Source organism: Mesorhizobium huakuii (assembly GCF_014189455.1).
Taxonomy (GTDB): domain Bacteria; phylum Pseudomonadota; class Alphaproteobacteria; order Rhizobiales; family Rhizobiaceae; genus Mesorhizobium; species Mesorhizobium huakuii_A.
Window position 1 is genome coordinate 6,737,019 of sequence record NZ_CP050296.1, and the last position, 17,780, is coordinate 6,754,798.

The following is a 17,780-nucleotide window of genomic DNA, read 5'->3' on the forward strand; positions in this document are numbered from 1 at the left end:
TGCATCCGGCGCACCCGGCGATCAGATCACCGAATCCGTCCAGCGAACAATCTGTTTGGCGGCATCCCCGAACGCGCTGTCGAGCGCGCCGACATAGGCAGGGTTGCCGCTGCCCGAAACCGGCGCGGAAGCCGTAAAGCTCTTGGAGGCGCGCACCTCGCCGTTGCGGTCGTTGAGGATGCGCACGAACAGGTCGACCTCGGCGTGCTCGCCGCCGTCGACACTCACTTCGAAGGAACGGATCTCGACGATCACCTGGTAGTCGATCGCCAGGCCCTCGCCCGGCTTGCCGACACCGGCAAAGCTGCCGGAGCGCTGGAATGTCTCGGCCAGCCGCGCCTGCACGATCAGCGGCAGGCGGTCGGCCCATTGCGCGCCCTTCAGATACTGGATCGAGCGGTCCGACGGCTTGATGACGATGTTCTGGCTGTCCAGCGCCTTGAGCGCCGAGGGCTGGGCGATCAGGATTTGCTTGCGGCTATGACCATGCGCGTCGACCGAAGGCGCCGACAGCTCAAACGTATCGAGCGGCGCGGGCTTGCCGCCCAGTACCGCACAGCCGGCAAGCGATAGCGCAAGCAACGCCGCAGCCGGTGTCAATCCAACCGTTCTCACCCACACCGACTTCACGCGCGATCCCCGTTGTCCCCGGATCGTAAGATCAACCCGCATCCGCAGGTCATGTTCTTGGGGCGCGCCGACGCCGAAGTCAACGCCGCGCCCTGCCATCGAATTGCCGAACCTCGCCGTCGCCACCCGAAAGAATGCGCTGCGGGTTGCGGCTGAGATCGGTGACCGCCTCCTCGATGCGGCTGATCGAGCGGCGGCTGTCCTGCACCAGCGCCTCGACATTCGACAGGCCCTGGCCCGAGAAGCGCGCCAGATTGTCGGTGATGACGCCAAGCCGCACATTGAGCGTATCGGCAACCTGCTTGAACGACTTCAGCGTATCCCTGGCGTCGGCCATCACGCCATCGGCCTGCCCCGATCCAAGCAAGGTATCGACCTTGGCGAGGATGCCGTCGACACGCACCGAGGCATCGTTGAGCCGCTGCGCCAATTGCTTGGCGTCCTTGATCGTCTGGTCGATATCGTCGGCGCGGTTGGCGAATTTTTCGGTCACCTTGGCGACGTCGGCGGCGGCCTTGTTGGCGTTTTCGCTGGCCTGCTGGATGTTGGCCAGGGCCGCACGCACTTGCGCCGGATCGACACCGTCGAGCACGCCATCGACCTTGGCCAGCGTGCCCTGCGTCTGCTTGGCGAAATCATTGACCGATCCGACCGCGGTGTCGACATTCTTGATCACGCCGTCGAGTTGTTGCGACGTCTGCTTGAGGTTCGCGGTCACCGTATCGACATTGGCAACGATGCTCTTGATCTTGTCCCTGTCGACCGCGGTGAGAATCCCTTCTGCCGCCTTCAGCGTGCCATCGAGCTTGCCGGACAAGCCTTTCAACTCATCGGACAGCGCACTGACACTGGACAGGAACTTGTCGATGCCGTCGGAATTCTTGGCCAGCGCATCGGAGAATGTCTGCACATTCTGCACGGTCTGCGTCAGCGGCCCGCGAACATCCTTGGTGAAGCCCTCGAGTTCGGTCAGCACCTTGTCGGCACGGGTGAAGATGTTTTGTGCCGTCTGCAAAAGGTTGGTGACCGCGGAGGGATTGGCGATGATCTCGGCGACCTTGCCTTCCTTCTCGGCCTGGTCGAGCAGCTTGACCTCCTTGGGGTCGGCGCCCTTGAGTTCGATGTTGGCCTGGCCGGTGAGGTTGGCAAGGCCGAGATCGGCCTGCGTCGACTTGGTGATCGGGGTCAGCCGGTCGATTTCGGCGTCGGCGATGGCCACCGTCGGATTGTCGAGGTCGAGATAGACGCGCTTGACCACACCGACCTTGACGCCGTTGAACAGCACCAGACTGCCGGGGCCGAGGCCGGAAGCCGAACCCGGAATACGCACGCGCAGCAACGCGGTCTCGCCCCTGTCACCGATCGCCGCCGTCCAGTAGACGAAGGCGAACGCCGCCAGGATCGCAACCAGCGTGAAAATGCCGACAATGACGTAGTTGGCTCTGGTTTCCATGGCTTCACTTATGGCTATGCACGTGCGGCAAGATCAAGTTGCCGGGCGCGTTTTCCGCGGAAATAGGACTTTACCCACGGCTCCTCGCTCTTCAGCATGTCGTCGATGGTGCCCTCGACCAATACTTTCTTCTTGCCGAGCACCGCCACGTGGTCGCATGCGGTAAACAGCGTATCGAGGTCATGCGTGACCATATAGACGGTCAAATCCATGGTGTCGCGCAGCTTGACCACCAGTTCGTCGAACTCCGCCGCGCTGATCGGATCGAGGCCGGACGTCGGTTCGTCGAGAAAGACGATGTCCGGATCGAGCGCCAGCGCGCGCGCAAGTGCTGCCCGCTTGATCATGCCGCCCGACAGCTCGGAGGGAAATTTCTGCGCCGCATCCGGCGGCAGGCCAACCAGTTCGATCTTGAGCAACGCCAACTCGTCCATCAGCTTCCTGGGCAGGTCGAGATATTCCCGCATCGGTACCTGGACGTTTTCCTGCACGGTCAGAGCCGAAAACAGCGCGCCATGCTGGAACAGCACGCCAAGCCGCATGTCGATGCGAAGGCGTTCCATGTCGCTCGCTTTATCGACATCGACGCCGAACAACTTGATCGTTCCGGATTGCTTGCGCAGCAGGCCAAGGATGGTACGCAAAAGCACCGATTTGCCCGCGCCCGAGGCGCCGACAAAGCCCAGGATCTCGCCGCGTCTGATATCGAGCGAAAGTTTGTCGAGGATCAGCTTTCCGTCGATAGCAACGGTGACGTCGCGCACCGAAAGGACGATTTCGTTCTCGTCCACTTCCTTCATTTTGATGCCATCGCCCTTCGCCATCTGTCAGAACGCGATCGCTGCGTAGAATATGGCGAAAAGCCCATCCAGGATGATGACGACGAAGATCGACTTCACCACCGAGGCTGTCACGTGCTGGCCGAGCGATTCGGCGCTGCCGCCGACCTTCATACCTTCGACAGAGGCGATCGTGCCGATGATCATGGCCATGAAAGGCGCCTTGATCAGGCCGGCAAAAATGGTGCTGAGATCGATGGCGACGCGCAGTCGGTCGATAAACGCCGCTGGTGTGATGCCGGAATAAAGCCAGGCGGCGGCCATACCGCCCCCAAGTGCCGCGAAATTGGCGATGATGGTCAGGCAAGGCAACGCGATGACAAGCGCGACCAGGCGTGGAAACACCAGAACGCCGATCGGGTTGAGGCCGATGACCTTCAGCGCGTCGACCTCCTCGCGCATCTTCATCGAGCCGATCTCGGCGGTGATCGCGCTGCCGGAGCGGCCCGCAATCATGATTGCCGTCATCAGCACGCCGAGTTCGCGCAGGATCAGCACGCCGACCAGGTCAACGACAAGGAGGTCGGCACCGAAATAGCTGAGCTGGTAGGCGCCTTGCTGGGCAACGATGGCGCCGACGATCGCCGACATCAGCACCACCACCGGAATGGCGCCGACGCCCATGCGGTCGATCTGGTTGAAGATCGCCGCCGGGTTGACGCCGTGGCCCCGCCCGAGCTTCATCTGCGCGCCGCGGATGGTGGCGCCAAGGATGTTCATGGAAGCAAGGAAGTCGTCGCGCATCTCGTAGACGCGCCGGCCTACCGCCTCCAGAGCCCGAATGACGATGTTGGGTGGCCGGGCCGGGCCGGATTCGGGTTCGCGCCGGACGGCCTCGCTGACGGCGTCGAGCAGGATGGACGCGATCTCGCTTTGGCCTTGCAGACGGACCTCGACGTTCTTCTTTTCGAAAACGCTGACCAGCCGATCGATCAGCCACGCTCCGGCTGTGTCGATTTTCTCGATATGCGAAAGATCCAGCGCCAAGGTCTTGAAGCCGCTTCGTTTCTCGATTTTGCGCATGTCGGCGTCGATCAGCGCGACGGTCCGTGTCGTCCAGATTCCGGAAAACGCGCAGCCGAGCACGCCGCCCTCCTCGCCGACCGCCACGTGCGGTTGGTGGTCAGCCTCCGAGGCGGTGGTGCCGCTTGCGTCGCGCTTGCCGATGGTCAACATGGCGTCCTGTTTAGCCTGATGGGTCCGACCTTGTCGATTTGCCGACGACCCTTCTCGCACAGCCGGAGCAGAAAAATATGGCGCGTGTCATTTCGGTTGAGGCCGAGCGTTTTCCGATCGCCGGCACCTTCACCATTTCGCGCGGCTCCAAGACCGAGGCCGAGGTCATCACCTGCACGATCAGCCAGGATGGTCACAATGGTCGCGGCGAATGCGTTCCCTACAAGCGCTATGGCGAGACCATGGACGGCGTGCATGCCGCGATCGAGGCCATGCGCGAACGGATTGCCGGCGGCATTGACCGGACCGCCCTGCTCGACGCAATGCCGGCGGGAGCCGCGCGCAACGCCGTCGACTGCGCGCTATGGGACCTCGAAGCCAAGATCAGTGGCCAGCCGGTGGCAAACGCAATCTCGCCGGCTCCGCTGCGTGCGCTCGAAACCGCCTACACGCTGTCGCTGGCCGAACCCGAAGCGATGGCGGCACAGGCCCGCGCCAACGCCGGCCGGCCACTGCTGAAGGTCAAGATCGGCGGCGACAACGACATCGTTCGGATCCAGGCGGTGAGACAGGCCGCGCCTCAGAGCCGAATCATCCTTGATGCCAATGAGGGCTGGACTGACGACAACATCGTCGCAAAGCTCGCTTTTGCCGCGGAGCAAGGCATTGCGCTCGTCGAACAGCCCCTGCCCGCCGGCCGCGACGAAATCCTGCGCCACATCGCGCATCCGCTGCCGATCTGCGCCGACGAAAGCGTGCATGAGGCGAAGAACCTGGAAACGCTGGTCGGCCTCTACGACGCCGTCAACATCAAGCTCGACAAGTCTGGCGGGTTGACCGCAGCGCTCGTGCTGCGCGATCGTGCCCGGGAACTCGGTTTCGGCATCATGGTCGGCTGCATGGTCGGCACGTCGCTGGCGATGGCGCCGGCGGTCCTGCTCGCCCAGGACGCCGATTTCGTCGATCTTGACGGTCCGCTGCTACTTGCCCGCGACCGTGTGCCGGGGCTCGTCTACCAGGGTTCGCTCGTCTCCCCCCGGACCGGGCGCTTTGGGGCTGAGCGGGCGGCAAGCCCGATCAGTACCAGGCCGACGATCGCGATCGGGATCATCACCAGGAAACCGTCGACGCCGAGACGGTCATAGAGCGGGCCGGAAGCCAGCGTAACGGCAGCCATGAAGAAGCCGTTGAAGAAATAGGCGATGCCTTGCGCGGCACCCGTGCGCTCTTCGGAGACGGTCTCGGCGATCATTCTCTGCAGGCCGATGAGCACCATTGCGACAGACACCGAATGCAGCGACTGCACGGCGAAGAAGCCGGGGATGCCAAGGCCGAGCGGCCATACCAGGGGAAAGATAATCCAGCGCACGATCGAACCGATGCCGGCGATCACCATCACCTTGACGACCGACACGGAGGCGAAAATGCGATTGAAAAACAAAAACATGCAGACTTCGGACACGACGCCCCAGGCCCACAGCAGGCCGACGATGGAATCGCTGATGCCGATCGATTTCCAGTAGATGGAAACGAAGCCGTAGAGGAAGGCGTGGCTGGCGGTGATGATGCCGACGCCAAAGGTGAAGTAGAGGAAATAGGCATTGAACAGGCTCGGCGCCGCATGCTGGATTTCCGCCGCCGATAGCGGTGAGGCCTTGCGCGGCCGCCCCATGCGCGGTGCCAGCAACCCTGCGACGAGGGCTGCGCCAAGGGCAAGGAATATGATCACCGGAACGGCTTGAGGACCGGTGGCCGCCAGGATGAAGCCGCCCGCGACATTGGCGCAAAGATAGCAGATCGACCCCCACTTGCGCATGCTCGCGTAGTTCGAGCCGAAGCGCCGCACGCCCGAAAGTGCCAGCGAATCGGCGATCGGCGATTGTGGCGTCCAGACAATGGTCAGCGCCAGCGATACCGCCAGCACCATCGCGTAGGTCGGCGTCAGGAAATAACCCGCCGAGAGCAACAGCGAGGCTGCCACCAGCGCGACATAGACATTGGCGCGGTCTCTCGCCCGATCGGCGAGCGTCGTCAGCAGCGGTGTCGTCACCACGCGCAGGAACATCGGCGCCGCCAGGATGACCGCGATCTGCTCGGCGTGAAACCCTTTGGCCTGCAGCCAGAGCGGAAAATAGGGCAGATGCGTGCCGAGCGATATGAACAGCGTGCCGAAAATCAGGCTCATGCGCAGCTCGAAATGGCGCGGCTTGACAAGTTGTTCGGGCGAAAGCGGCGGCAGGGACATGAATCGATCCAATTACGCCGCGTACGATCGGCCGGCGACGTAGATCGATCCCTTAACATGGCGGAAAACCAGACGAAACCGGCTGGACTAATCGATTGACGCTTAAAACGGTCGCAACCTTGGCATCAGGCCGCCTGCCCGACCCGATCCTCGATGAGCATCGGGATGAAAGGTTCGTCAAACGACTCCGGCAGCACCTGCGCCCAGGTCAGGATTTCCATCCGGCCATCGAAGTGCTCGACCACGGCCGTGCAGCTTTCCACCCAGTCGCCGGTGTTGATGTACTGGACATCGCCGAAATTCTCGATGGCGGCATGGTGGATATGGCCGCAGATGATGCCGTCGACATGCGAGCGGCGCGCTTCTTCCGCAAGCATGGTCTGGAACGAGCCGATGAAGTTCACTGCTTTCTTGACGTTGACCTTGGCCCAGGACGAGAACGACCAGTAAGGCAGGCCGAGCAATTGGCGCAGCCGCGTCACCACGCGGTTGACGATCATCGCGGCGTCATAGGCGTGGTCGCCGAGATAGGCGAGCCAGCGCGCGTTGTGCACCACGGTGTCGAACTGGTCGCCATGGATGACGAGCAGGCGCTTGCCGTCGGCTGTTTCATGGATGGCGCGGTCGGCAACGACGATGCCGCCGAAATGCACGCCCTGGAACTGGCGGGCGAATTCGTCGTGGTTGCCGGCGATATAGGTGATCGAGGCGCCCTTGCGTGCCTTGCGCAGCAATTTCTGCACGACGTCATTGTGGCTTTGCGGCCAGTGCCAGCTGCGCCGCAGCCGCCAGCCATCGACGATGTCACCGACCAGATAGATGATGTCGGCGTCGTGGTAGCGTAGGAAATCGATCAGGAAGTCGGCCTTCGCCGCCTTCGAGCCGAGATGGACGTCGGAAATGAACATGCTGCGGAAAGTGCGGGGCTCTTGGCCTGACATCGCGATTTCACCCTTGCTTTCAAGCAGCCTATGCCCCGATTCATGCAACAACCGTATGACGGTTGCGATTGGTCCAGCCTAAGGACTAGCTTGCCGGGCAAATCACAGGAGAAATCGTCATGGATCTCGGTATCCGCGGGAAGAAGGCCATCGTCTGTGCTTCGAGCAAGGGTCTTGGAAAAGGCTGCGCCATGGCGCTGGCCGAAGCCGGTTGTGACATCGTCGTCAATGGCCGCAATGCCGAACTGGTGGCGAAAACCGCCACGGAGCTGCGCGAGCGCTATGGCGTGACGGTAACGGAAGTCGTCGGCGACGTCTCCAAGCCAGAAGTGCAGAAGGCGCTGCTCGCCGCCTGCCCGGAACCCGATATCCTGGTCAACAACAATGGCGGCCCGCCGCTGCGCGATTTCCGCGAACTCGACCGCGCCAAGATCCTTGAAGGTGTCACCCAGAACATGGTGACGCCGATCGAGCTGGTGCAGGCCGTCCTCGACGGCATGGCCAAGCGCGGCTTCGGCCGCATCGTCAACATCACCTCGCTCTCGGTCTATGTTCCCATCCCTGGCCTCGACCTGTCGTCGGGCGCGCGCGCCGGCCTGACCTCTTTCCTTGCGGGCGTCGCGCGAACGGTGATCGACCGCAATGTCACCATCAACAGTCTTCTGCCGGGCAAGCTCGACACCGACCGTCTGCGCGGCCCGCATGAGGCCGGCACTGTCGAGGACCCCGCCGCTGCCGCCGCGCGCAAGACCCGTATCAGCGCCGACGTGCCCGCCAAGCGGCTCGGCACGCCGGAAGAATTCGGCCAGATCTGCGCCTTCCTGTGCTCGGTCCATGCCGGCTATCTCACGGGCCAGAACATACCGGTCGACGGCGGTCTCTATGTCAGCGCCTTCTGATCGAAAGGTCCGTTAAGCGGCAGGACTCATCTGGCATGAAACAGCCGTAAGCATCTGACATATCGTGATTTTTGACGTGCCGGCACTTAAAGCTGTCGGCGCGTCAATTAGCGTCGCGAAAAACCTTGGCCGCATGCTAAAAGGACTCCCGAAGCAGGTTTCGAGGGAGCGGCCGCATGGAAGGCGAGAACAAGAAAACGGCACGTTCGGACCTCGACGAAGCCGCCCTTTACTTCCACAAGCACCCGACGCCGGGAAAGCTCGAAATCCAGGCGACCAAGCCGCTCGGCAACCAGCGCGACCTGGCGCTGGCCTATTCGCCCGGCGTGGCGGCCCCTTGCTTGGAGATTCGCGACGATCCGGCGACCGCCGCCGACTACACGGCGCGCGCCAACCTGGTCGGCGTCGTCTCCAACGGCTCGGCCGTGCTCGGCCTCGGCAATATCGGCCCGTTGGCCTCCAAGCCGGTCATGGAAGGCAAGGCGGTGCTGTTCAAGAAGTTCGCCGGCATCGACGTCTTCGACATCGAGATCGACGCGCCGGGGATCGAGCGCATGGTCGAGACGATCTCGGCGCTGGAGCCGACCTTTGGCGGCATCAACCTCGAGGACATCAAGGCGCCTGAATGTTTCGAGGTCGAGGAACAGCTCAAGGCGCGTATGAAGATACCGGTGTTCCACGACGACCAGCACGGCACCGCCATCATCGTCGCGGCCGCCGTGCTCAACGGACTGGAATTCGCCGGCAAGACCATATCGGACATCAAGGTCGTCACTTCCGGCGCCGGCGCGGCCGCCCTTGCCTGCCTCAACCTGCTGGTCTCGCTCGGCGTGCGCATCGAAAACATCTGGGTCACCGACCGTTTCGGCGTCGCCTACAAAGGCCGCACCGAAGAGATGGATCGCTGGAAAGACCCTTATGTGAAGGACACCGAGGCGCGCACGCTGGCCGATGTCATCCCCGGCGCCGACGTTTTCCTCGGCCTTTCGGCCGCCGGCGTGCTGAAGCCGGAACTGCTGCAACACATGGCGCCGAAACCGCTGATCCTGGCGCTGGCCAATCCCAATCCCGAGATCATGCCGGAAGTGGCGCGCGCCGCTCGCCCCGATGCCATGATCTGCACTGGCCGGTCCGATTTTCCCAATCAGGTCAACAACGTCCTGTGCTTCCCCTACATCTTCCGCGGCGCGCTCGATTGCGGCGCCAGCGCCATCAATGAAGAGATGAAGATGGCCGCCGTGCGGGCCATCGCCGCCCTCGCCCGCGAAGAGCCTTCGGACGTCGCCGCACGCGCCTATTCGGGTGAGACGCCGATCTTCGGGCCCGAATTCCTGATCCCCTCGCCCTTCGACCCCAGGCTCATCCTGCGCATCGCGCCGGCCGTTGCCAAGGCAGCCTGCGACACCGGTGTGGCGACACGGCCGATCACCGACTTCGCCGCCTATATCGACAAGCTCAACCGCTTTGTCTTCCGCTCCGGCCTGGTGATGAAGCCGGTGTTCTCTTCGGCCAAGGCATCGAGCGCCAAGCGCGTCATCTATGCCGACGGCGAGGATGAGCGCGTGCTGCGCGCCGCCCAGGTGGTGCTCGAGGAGGGCATCGCCGAGCCGATCCTGATCGGCCGTCCGCACGTCATCGAGGTCAGGCTGAAGCGCTACGGACTGCGCATAAAGCCGGGCGTCGATTTCGGCCTGATCAACCCGGAAGACGATCCGCGCTACCGCCACTATGTCGATCTGCTGATCGAACTCGCCGGACGGCGCGGCGTCACGACGGAGGCCGCGCGCACCATGGTGCGCACCGACAACACGGTGATCGCGGCACTTGCCCTGAAGCGCGGCGATGCCGACGCCATGGTCTGCGGCCTTGAGGGCCGTTTCGAGCGCCATTTGCGCAACGTGACGCTGATCATTGGTCCTCGCGCGGGCATCAAGGACTATGACCTGTCGACGCTGTCCATGCTGATTTCGCAGCGCGGCATCATCTTCCTCACCGACACGCACGTCTCCGTCGACCCGACAGCCGAGGAGATCGCCGAGATGACCGTGCTGGCGGCCGAGGAAATCCAGCGCTTCGGCATCGAGCCAAAGGCGGCCCTTCTGTCGCATTCGGATTTCGGCTCGCGCGATTCACCAAGCGCGCTCAAGATGCGGCAGGCGGCGGCGATCCTGGCGCGCATCGCGCCGGAGCTGCAGTGCGACGGCGAAATGCATGCCGATTCCGCGCTGTCCGAACATCTGCGCCAGCGCGTCTATCCACATTCGCGGCTGAAGGGCGAAGCCAATCTGCTGGTGTTCCCGAACCTCGATTCGGCTAACATCACGCTGACGGCGTTGCGCGCCATGATGGATGCGCTGCATGTCGGGCCGATCCTGCTCGGCACCGACAAGCCGGCGCACATACTGACGCCGTCGGTGACGTCGCGCGGTGTCGTCAACATGACGGCGCTGGCCGTGGTCGAGGCCGCGCACAAGGCGCAGGCAATCGCCAATCTGGACTAGGCCGGCGCCTGCAGGTTCTGCCTGGGGCCGTTCTCCCATAGGCCAGCAACCGCCTCGTTCCAAAACCGGAGTGTTGCCGGCCAGCAACTTGCGATTGCGGAAATTCGGCCTTGGCCGGAAGCGGATTTCACAGGGAATGCCGACCTGATATGGTCGTGCCATCTGATTTGACGGCGAGGACGTCGTGAAGGGCCTGTTGCTCGCATCCGCATTGTTGTCGCTGATCAGCGGGCAAGCTCTGGCCGCGGATGCCATCAGTGCCGAGCCTGCAACCGTTCACGACTGGTCCGGCGTCTATGTCGGCGGGCAAATTGGCTATGGTTTCGGCAGGACCGACGCAACTTACAATTTGCCGAACACCCCGACAATCCGAGGCTCGCAGGACTACGATACCGATGGTTTCCTGGGCGGCGTCCAGTTCGGCTACAACTACCAGGTCAACTCGGCTGTTCTGGGCGTCGAGGCTGATTTTTCCGGAGCCGACATCAAGGGGCACTCCGACGAGATCCATCTCGGCGCAGGCGATACTTACGACACCAAGGTGGACTGGTTTGGAACGCTGCGCGCGAGGGCCGGCTATGCGTTCGATCGTACCCTGATCTACGGCACCGGTGGGTTGGCGTTTGGCAGCATCGAAAACCGGTATCTCGACGGTCCCTCGAACAGCTTTTCCGAGAAGAACACCAAGGTCGGCTGGACCGTTGGCGCCGGACTCGAGCAGGCGATCTCGGACCATTGGTCGGCGAAGTTCGAATACCAGTATGTCGACCTGCGGGACCAGACCATCGACTATGCCCCGAACTCCAACACCACGTTCGACAACACGTTCAACGCGGTCAAGATCGGCATGAACTACAAGTTCTGACAACCAGCCGAAGCGGTCTATCCGTTGTTGCTCGGCGGATTGAACTCGCCCAATGCCGCGACCAAAGGGCTTTCGGCCAACCACAAGATAGCATCCGAAATAGACGATTAACCGCGAACGGGGTAGCTTGGCGACCACAGGCAAGCGGGATTTGAGGCGGATGACAAGCGCAGGGTTGAAGCGGGCGCATGCTGCCATGCTGCTTGGCCTGTTGCTGTCCGGCGCCACCATCACCGAACCACAGGCCGCCTCGCGGGTTTGCCGTCAGTTGGAGGCCGATCTTGCCGCCGCTTCGCGCGGCGGTGGCGGTGGCCCGGCCATAATCCGGAGATACGATGCCGCGATCGACCGGCAGCGCGAACAGATCGCGAAGGCCCGCGACCAGGCAAGCGATGCCGGTTGCGGGTTTTCGCTGTTTTCCCGCAACATCAATCGATGCGCCGGGCTCAACGCCACCATCGATCGCATGAACGCCAATCTCGACAGTCTGCAGGCCAAGCGTGACCGGCTCGCCGGCGGCGGATCACGCCGCGACCGTGGCCGCATCCTGGCCGCGCTCGACGCCAATGGCTGCCGCGACGACACGGTTGCGCCGCGCCACGCGCCGCTGCAGGAAGCGGACCGAGGAGAAGAAGACGGCAACGCGAACCTGTTCAACCAGCTTTTCGGCAACGACAGCCAGCAGAGTGACACACTTGACCAGCCCGATGATGCAGGCGAGGAGCGCAATGTCCGTCGCGTCCTGAACCTGCCCGACATTCCGGACTTTCCGAGCACCGGCGGCGAGTTTCACACCACCTGCGTGCGCACCTGCGACGGCTATTTCTTCCCGATGTCGAACGCTGCCTCGACGAGCGATTTCGAGCGCGACCAGAAGAATTGCGAATCGAGCTGCCCCGGTACCGAGATGCAGGTCTTCTATTCGCGTGGCATGGACGACGATTCCGCCTCGATGACGTCATCCGTCACCGGCAGGCCTTACAGCGAATTGCCGACCGCCTATCTCTACAAGCAGTCCAACATGTCGCGGCCGCCGGCTTGCGGCTGCAACGCCGCTCAGAATTTCCAGATCATTGGCGGCAACCCGCCGTCCCCGCAGCAGTCCCAGCCGGAAACGGACGCGGCACCGTTCGTTCCCGTGCCGGCCGCCAAGCCCGATCCGGGCGCCGACCCGGAGACGTTGGCCAATATGCAAGGCGGGCTCGACCGCGAAGCCATCAAGCGGCTTTCCGCCAAGCCGGTGACGTCGCCGGTCTCCGCCCTGCCGCCGGAGCAGCGCAAGGTCAGGGTCGTCGGGCCAACGTTCCTTCCCGACCCATCAGCGGCAATAAATCTGCAAGCTCCGGCCCCGAAGGCAGTCCAGTAAGCGCAAGCCTCAGCGGCATGAACAGCCCCTTGCCGTTGCGCCCGGTCGCTTCCCTGATTTTGCCGGTCCAATCCTTCCAGACCGTGCCGTTCCAGGGCTCTTCGGGCAGGATATCGAAGGCTTGATGCAGAAAATCGCGGTCGTCGGCCGAAAATTCGGACCGCTCCTGCGGCCCCTCGCGCAGGATGCGCCACCAGCCCACAGCATCGGCAAGACGGTCGAGATTGCCGCGCACCGCCAGCCAGAACGGCTCGGCCTGTTCGCCGGAGATGCCAAGCACCATCAGCCTGTCGCGCGCCTCGTCGAACGGCATATGGTGCAGCAGCACGCGGTTGAGCACGAACAATTCGTCGGGATCGAACTTTGCCGATGATTTCGAGGTCGCGGCCGGGTCGAAATGGCTGGCGAGTTCAATCAAATCATGCGCGGCCGCGACATTCTCCGAGGTGCCGACCAGCACGGCGAGCGACGCGACGGCCATCGGCTCGATGCCGTCCTCGCGCAGGCTTTCGATGGAAAGCGCCCCGGTGCGCTTCGACAGCCCCTCGCCCGACACGGTAGTCAAAAGATTGTGGTGGCCGAAGACAGGCGGCTCGGCGCCCAGCGCCTTGAACAGCGCGATCTGGACGCCGGTGTTGGTGACATGGTCGTCACCGCGGATGACATGGCTGACGCCCATCTCGATGTCATCGACGACGGACGGCAGCGTGTAGAGATAGGTGCCGTCCTCGCGCACCAGAACCGGGTCGGACAGCGAGGCCAGATCGACCGTTTCCTCGCCGCGCACCAGATCGTTCCAGTGGACCTCGGTGCGCTCCGGCTGCAGCGGATCCCCAGTGAAATTGGGCAGCAGGAAGCGCCAGTGCGGCCGGCGCCCGTCAGACTGGTATTCGGCCACCTGCTCATGTGTCAGCGCCAAGGCCTCGCGGCCATAGACCGGCGGCAGGCCGCGCGTGCGGCGCACTTTTCGCCGGAGATCGAGTTCTTCCGGGGTTTCGTAGCAGGCGTAGAGAACGCCCGCAGCCTTCAGCCGCTCGACCGCCGCGTCATAGACCTCGAAGCGTCGCGACTGATATTCGGTGGCATCCGGGAAAATACCCAGCCAATGCAGGTCATAGAGGATGGCGTCGGCGAATTCCTGCTTCGAGCGGGCGATGTCGGTGTCGTCGAAGCGCTGGATGAAGCGGCCCTTGTTGTTGAGCGCAAACAGCCAGTTGAACAGAGCGGTGCGCGCATTGCCGATATGGATGCGGCCGGTCGGTGACGGGGCGAAACGAACGGTAACTGTCATGAGCGGGGCGTACCGGATGCCTTTGTGATTGACAAGATGCGCCCCCGCGCTGCTCGGCACACATAGAACATGACGCACGCGATGAAAAGACCAAGGCCATGCGAGGCGCTTGGCTCCTTGTCCGACCAGATCAGGTCGTTGAAGGCGATCAGTGGCCGAAGTCGTCGGAACTGAGACGGGTCCAGCGGTCGCCCATCAAGCCGCCGATAAAGATGTCGCCGGAACGCACCGCTTCCGCAACCTCGGGAATGCGTGAGCGGACCATCGTTCCCCCGGCATAGCGGAAGAAAACATTCTTATAGCTGAAGAGTTGCGGCATGAATCTGCTCTGCGCTTGCCCGATGATGCCTGCGCAGCCCATATTCCACGCGTCCGCGATAAGGCCATCCAGCGTTGCGCCCCAGTGAGATCCGGAGGCCTGGATTTGCAGCAGGTTCGCGATGCCGCCGGCTTGACCGTAGAAAGCGTAGCAGCCGAGCATCTTACCAGCTTCGTCGTAGGTCCCGCCGAAATGAAGGGGACCGTCGGCCCGCTTCTCGGCCGCCAATGCCAGCAGCCGTGGCAGTTCCCCATCTTGCCAACGCGGCCGAAGCGCGTAATCGGACATAAGCGTCGGCAACCGCGCCGCAAATTGCGCGGCATCCATCGGCTCGCGATGCACCCGGTGTGACGAGGCATGCTGGACGGACGGCTCGAACCTTTTTCTCGTAAAAGGATCGAATGCCTTGGCGCAAGGATCGAATACAAAGCGAGACAGGCCCGGCCATTTACCGCGCACCACGGCGGAGGCCACCGCGGCCGGGCGGAAAATGCGGGTCCATCCCAGACAATGCACCGGCAGGAGTTGGTATTTCAACGGACGCGCGAAGGCCAGGGATACCCGGTTGGCCGAATCGGTCAGGTGCAGATCGAATTCGCCTTGATGCACGGCGCGCAGCAATTGCGGTCCGGCCGAGCCGTGATCGGTGCCGGTGTCGGCCATGAGCGGACCGATGATCGCGGCTTTCAATTCCGTTCCGTTGAGCTCGTAGCGGGCTTTCAGGACACCGAGGAAGCCACCGAGATCGCCCTGTGGGTTGATCTGGACAAGAGCGATGCTCTCACCGGACTGGCCGGCAGGGTCAAGATAGATCTTTCTCATATACTCGGCCGTCTCCGCGATCGCGCGATCAAGGAGATGACGCCGACGCCGGCGAAACTTCGTCAGAAAGAGTGCGGCGACGCGCTCGAGATCTTCGGCAGCTAGCGGCCGAACCGAGCCGTGGTGGGTCGCCAGCACCGACGGCGCGGCCACCTTTTCCACACCGATATCTTCGGAAGCAAGATGCATCGTGAAGCCGAAATCCTGCGCTGACCAATCTGATCCCAGAGTACGGGCTTACGCCCCCTGGGTTGCTTTTGAGTAAATATGCAGCAACCAGTGGTAGAAAAGACGTGTTGTGCCCTGGCATCATAAACAACGTCTAAACTACCGGGATGCCGCAAGATGCCGCGTAGGTCACTCTAGCTGACAGCGCCTGATGAGGTGGCCTCCGGCCGAAGCCGGAGGCCACCTCAGGTCAGATGACCAGTCCCTTGGTCAGCTCGAGCGCCTGGCGCTCGAACAGACGGCGGTAGATGCCGCCCTTCAGCCGGATCAGCTCGTCATGCGAGCCTTCCTCGACAATGTTGCCACGATCGAAGACCAGCAGCCTGTCGAGCGCCCGCACCGTCGACAGCCGGTGGGCGATGACCAGCGTCGTGCGGCCGACCATCAGCCGCTCCATCGCCTGCTGGATCAGCACTTCCGATTCCGAATCGAGGCTCGATGTCGCCTCGTCCAGGATCAGGATGCGCGCATCGGCCAGGAAGGCGCGCGCGATCGCCACGCGCTGACGCTCGCCGCCCGACAGTTTGACGCCGCGCTCGCCGACCAGCGTGCCATAGCCCTTCGGCAGGCTGATGATGAAGTCGTGCGCGCTTGCCAGCTTGGCGGCATGCTCGATCTCCTCCTGCGTTGCGCTCGGCCTGGCATAGGCGATGTTCTCTGCCAGTGAACGGTGGAACAGGATCGGCTCCTGCTGGACGATGGCGATCTGCCCGCGCAGCGACGCTTGCGCCACCTCAGAGATATCCTGGCCGTCGATCAGGATCCTGCCCGCATTCACGTCATAGAGCCGCTGGATGAGCTTGACGAAAGTCGTCTTGCCCGAACCGGAGTGACCGACAAGCCCGACCCGTTCACCTGGCGTGATATCAACCGAAAAGTCGCGATAGAGCGGCGACCGGTGATTGCCGTAGTGGAAGGTGACGTTGTCGAAGCTGATGGCCCCTTGCGTGATCCGGATCGGTCTGGCGCCGGGCCGGTCCTCGATGCCGAGCAGCTCGGACTGGAAATCGACCAGTTCCTCCATGTCGTTGATCGAGCGCTGCAGATTGCGGATATGCGTGCCGATATCGCGCAAATAGCCCTGCAGCACGAAGAACGAGGTCAGCACGAAGGCGACGTCGCCGGCGCTCGCCTGCCCCCACGACCACAAGAGCAGCGACAGGCCGATCACGGCCGCGCGCATGACCAGCAGCAGCGCCCCTTGCGTGGTGCCGTTGATTGTGCCGCGCACCCAGGTGCGCCGCGTGCGCGCCCGCCATTTGGCGACCACCTTGGCGAGACGGCGCTCTTCGCGCTCCTCGGCGCCAAAGCCCTTGACCACGGCGTTGCAGCTGACAGCGTCGGCGAGCGAGCCGCCGAGTCGCGTGTCCCAGGTGTTGGCGAGCCTTGCCGCCGGCGCGACATAGCCAAGCGACAGCATCGCCGTCACCATGATGAACAGCACGGAGCCCACGGCCACGACCACACCCATCAGCGGCCAGAACCAGCCGAGCAGCAGCGTCGAGCCGACGAGCATGACGACCGACGGCAACAATGCGATCAGGATGGTGTCGTTGAGCAGGTCGAGCGCCCACATGCCGCGTGTCACCTTGCGCACGGTCGAGCCGGCAAACGAGTTGGCGTGCCAGTCGGTTGAAAAGCGCTGAACGCGATGGAAGGCATCGGCGGCGATGTCGGCCATCATCTTCAGCGTCAGTTCGACGATGCCCATGAAGGCCAGGTTGCGCAGCACGACGCCGGTCAGGGCAAGCGCCATCAGTATCGAAAACGCCGTCATCGCGGCATTCCAGGCAATGGCGTCGGCGCCGGCGCTGCTGGCGACGGCGTCGACCAGCCGGCCTGAATAGAGCGGCGTCAGGACGTCGGCCAGCGTCGACAGCAGGAAACCACCCATGATCAGCGAAAGCCGCCAGGGCTGGCGCTGCCAATGGGTGAGCGTGAAACCAAGAACGCTGCGAAAGGCGCTCGCGCGCAAATCGATCTTGAAACGAGCCATGATGTCATTCGGGCGCAAACGAGCCCGATCCCAGGTCAAAAATTGAAGAAGCCGCGCAAGGGGCTAATGATTGCCCAGAAGCGGAGTGGCATATTTTGGCGTCACGCCCGTAGTCGGGCGGCGACCGGCATCGGCATAAGCCTGTGCTCAATCCGGCGCCGAGGCGAAGGATGGACCTTCGCGGAGCGCCTGATGAGACCTAGGCTTCG

General features: G+C 63.1%; 13 protein-coding genes and 1 pseudogene. 5 read left to right on the forward strand and 9 right to left on the reverse strand.

Features of this window, described 5'->3' with window-relative positions; genetic code table 11:
- Positions 1–21: 21 nt before the first annotated feature.
- From HB778_RS33045 to HB778_RS33060, 4 genes are read right to left on the reverse strand one after another with little or no spacing between them, the layout of a single operon-like run.
- Complete coding sequence (locus HB778_RS33045; protein ID WP_183459967.1) at positions 22–672, reverse strand: ABC-type transport auxiliary lipoprotein family protein; 651 nt, start codon at positions 670–672, stop codon at positions 22–24.
- A gap of 37 nt (positions 673–709) precedes the next feature.
- Complete coding sequence (locus tag HB778_RS33050; protein ID WP_183459969.1) at positions 710–2,083, reverse strand: MCE family protein; 1,374 nt, start codon at positions 2,081–2,083, stop codon at positions 710–712.
- Positions 2,084–2,097: 14 nt separating this feature from the next.
- On the reverse strand, positions 2,098–2,907 hold the full coding sequence (locus tag HB778_RS33055) for an ABC transporter ATP-binding protein (protein WP_183459971.1): 810 nt from the start codon (positions 2,905–2,907) through the stop codon (positions 2,098–2,100).
- Between the two features lie 3 nt (positions 2,908–2,910).
- Complete coding sequence (locus tag HB778_RS33060) at positions 2,911–4,098, reverse strand: ABC transporter permease (RefSeq protein WP_183459973.1); 1,188 nt, start codon at positions 4,096–4,098, stop codon at positions 2,911–2,913.
- 77 nt (positions 4,099–4,175) lie between these two features.
- Here HB778_RS33060 and dgcA point away from each other — a divergent pair.
- Positions 4,176–5,081: pseudogene (dgcA, locus tag HB778_RS33065) on the forward strand (N-acetyl-D-Glu racemase DgcA); the annotation flags it as partial.
- Positions 5,082–5,110: 29 nt separating this feature from the next.
- Here the strand turns inward: dgcA and HB778_RS33070 are convergent.
- Positions 5,111–6,343 (reverse strand): MFS transporter, encoded by a 1,233-nt coding sequence (locus HB778_RS33070; RefSeq protein ID WP_183459975.1) that lies wholly within the window; start codon positions 6,341–6,343, stop codon positions 5,111–5,113.
- 125 nt (positions 6,344–6,468) lie between these two features.
- A complete protein-coding gene (locus HB778_RS33075; protein ID WP_095200304.1) occupies positions 6,469–7,284 on the reverse strand; it encodes a UDP-2,3-diacylglucosamine diphosphatase in 816 nt (271 codons plus the stop codon).
- A gap of 119 nt (positions 7,285–7,403) precedes the next feature.
- On the opposite strand from HB778_RS33075, the gene HB778_RS33080 reads away from it, so the two are divergent.
- From HB778_RS33080 to HB778_RS33095, 4 genes are all read left to right on the forward strand, one after another.
- Complete coding sequence (locus tag HB778_RS33080) at positions 7,404–8,183, forward strand: SDR family oxidoreductase (RefSeq protein ID WP_183459977.1); 780 nt, start codon at positions 7,404–7,406, stop codon at positions 8,181–8,183.
- A gap of 176 nt (positions 8,184–8,359) precedes the next feature.
- Positions 8,360–10,684: an NADP-dependent malic enzyme gene (locus tag HB778_RS33085; RefSeq protein ID WP_183459979.1), complete on the forward strand. Its 2,325-nt coding sequence runs from the start codon at positions 8,360–8,362 to the stop codon at positions 10,682–10,684.
- A 184-nt stretch (positions 10,685–10,868) separates the two neighbouring features.
- The gene (locus tag HB778_RS33090) at positions 10,869–11,549 is read left to right on the forward strand and encodes an outer membrane protein (protein ID WP_183459981.1); all 681 of its coding nucleotides are present in this window, start codon (positions 10,869–10,871) and stop codon (positions 11,547–11,549) included.
- A gap of 160 nt (positions 11,550–11,709) precedes the next feature.
- A complete protein-coding gene (locus HB778_RS33095; RefSeq protein ID WP_183459983.1) occupies positions 11,710–12,915 on the forward strand; it encodes a DUF2865 domain-containing protein in 1,206 nt (401 codons plus the stop codon).
- Here HB778_RS33095 and gltX read toward each other — a convergent pair.
- The 3 genes from gltX to HB778_RS33110 form a co-directional block, all read right to left on the reverse strand.
- A complete protein-coding gene (gltX, locus tag HB778_RS33100; protein WP_183459985.1) occupies positions 12,833–14,206 on the reverse strand; it encodes a glutamate--tRNA ligase in 1,374 nt (457 codons plus the stop codon). The genes HB778_RS33095 and gltX overlap by 83 nt on opposite strands.
- Before the next feature lie 148 nt (positions 14,207–14,354).
- The gene (locus HB778_RS33105) at positions 14,355–15,536 is read right to left on the reverse strand and encodes a hypothetical protein (RefSeq protein ID WP_183459987.1); all 1,182 of its coding nucleotides are present in this window, start codon (positions 15,534–15,536) and stop codon (positions 14,355–14,357) included.
- Between the two features lie 229 nt (positions 15,537–15,765).
- Positions 15,766–17,571, reverse strand: coding sequence for an ABC transporter ATP-binding protein (locus HB778_RS33110; protein WP_183459989.1), 1,806 nt, complete (start codon positions 17,569–17,571; stop codon positions 15,766–15,768).
- Between the last annotated feature and the right edge of the window lie 209 nt (positions 17,572–17,780).

Excerpts from the sequence above, each read along its gene's own strand:
- HB778_RS33085 (WP_183459979.1), top strand. The coding sequence starts at position 8,360 with ATGGAAGGCGAGAACAAGAAAACGGCACGTTCGGACCTCGACGAAGCC.
- HB778_RS33110 (WP_183459989.1), bottom strand. The coding sequence starts at position 17,571 with ATGGCTCGTTTCAAGATCGATTTGCGCGCGAGCGCCTTTCGCAGCGTT.
- HB778_RS33070 (WP_183459975.1), bottom strand. The coding sequence starts at position 6,343 with ATGTCCCTGCCGCCGCTTTCGCCCGAACAACTTGTCAAGCCGCGCCAT.
- HB778_RS33060 (WP_183459973.1), bottom strand. The coding sequence starts at position 4,098 with ATGTTGACCATCGGCAAGCGCGACGCAAGCGGCACCACCGCCTCGGAG.
- gltX (WP_183459985.1), bottom strand. The coding sequence starts at position 14,206 with ATGACAGTTACCGTTCGTTTCGCCCCGTCACCGACCGGCCGCATCCAT.
- HB778_RS33080 (WP_183459977.1), top strand. The coding sequence starts at position 7,404 with ATGGATCTCGGTATCCGCGGGAAGAAGGCCATCGTCTGTGCTTCGAGC.
- HB778_RS33050 (WP_183459969.1), bottom strand. The coding sequence starts at position 2,083 with ATGGAAACCAGAGCCAACTACGTCATTGTCGGCATTTTCACGCTGGTT.
- HB778_RS33055 (WP_183459971.1), bottom strand. The coding sequence starts at position 2,907 with ATGGCGAAGGGCGATGGCATCAAAATGAAGGAAGTGGACGAGAACGAA.
- HB778_RS33045 (WP_183459967.1), bottom strand. The coding sequence starts at position 672 with ATGCGGGTTGATCTTACGATCCGGGGACAACGGGGATCGCGCGTGAAG.
- HB778_RS33105 (WP_183459987.1), bottom strand. The coding sequence starts at position 15,536 with ATGCATCTTGCTTCCGAAGATATCGGTGTGGAAAAGGTGGCCGCGCCG.
- HB778_RS33095 (WP_183459983.1), top strand. The coding sequence starts at position 11,710 with ATGACAAGCGCAGGGTTGAAGCGGGCGCATGCTGCCATGCTGCTTGGC.
- HB778_RS33075 (WP_095200304.1), bottom strand. The coding sequence starts at position 7,284 with ATGTCAGGCCAAGAGCCCCGCACTTTCCGCAGCATGTTCATTTCCGAC.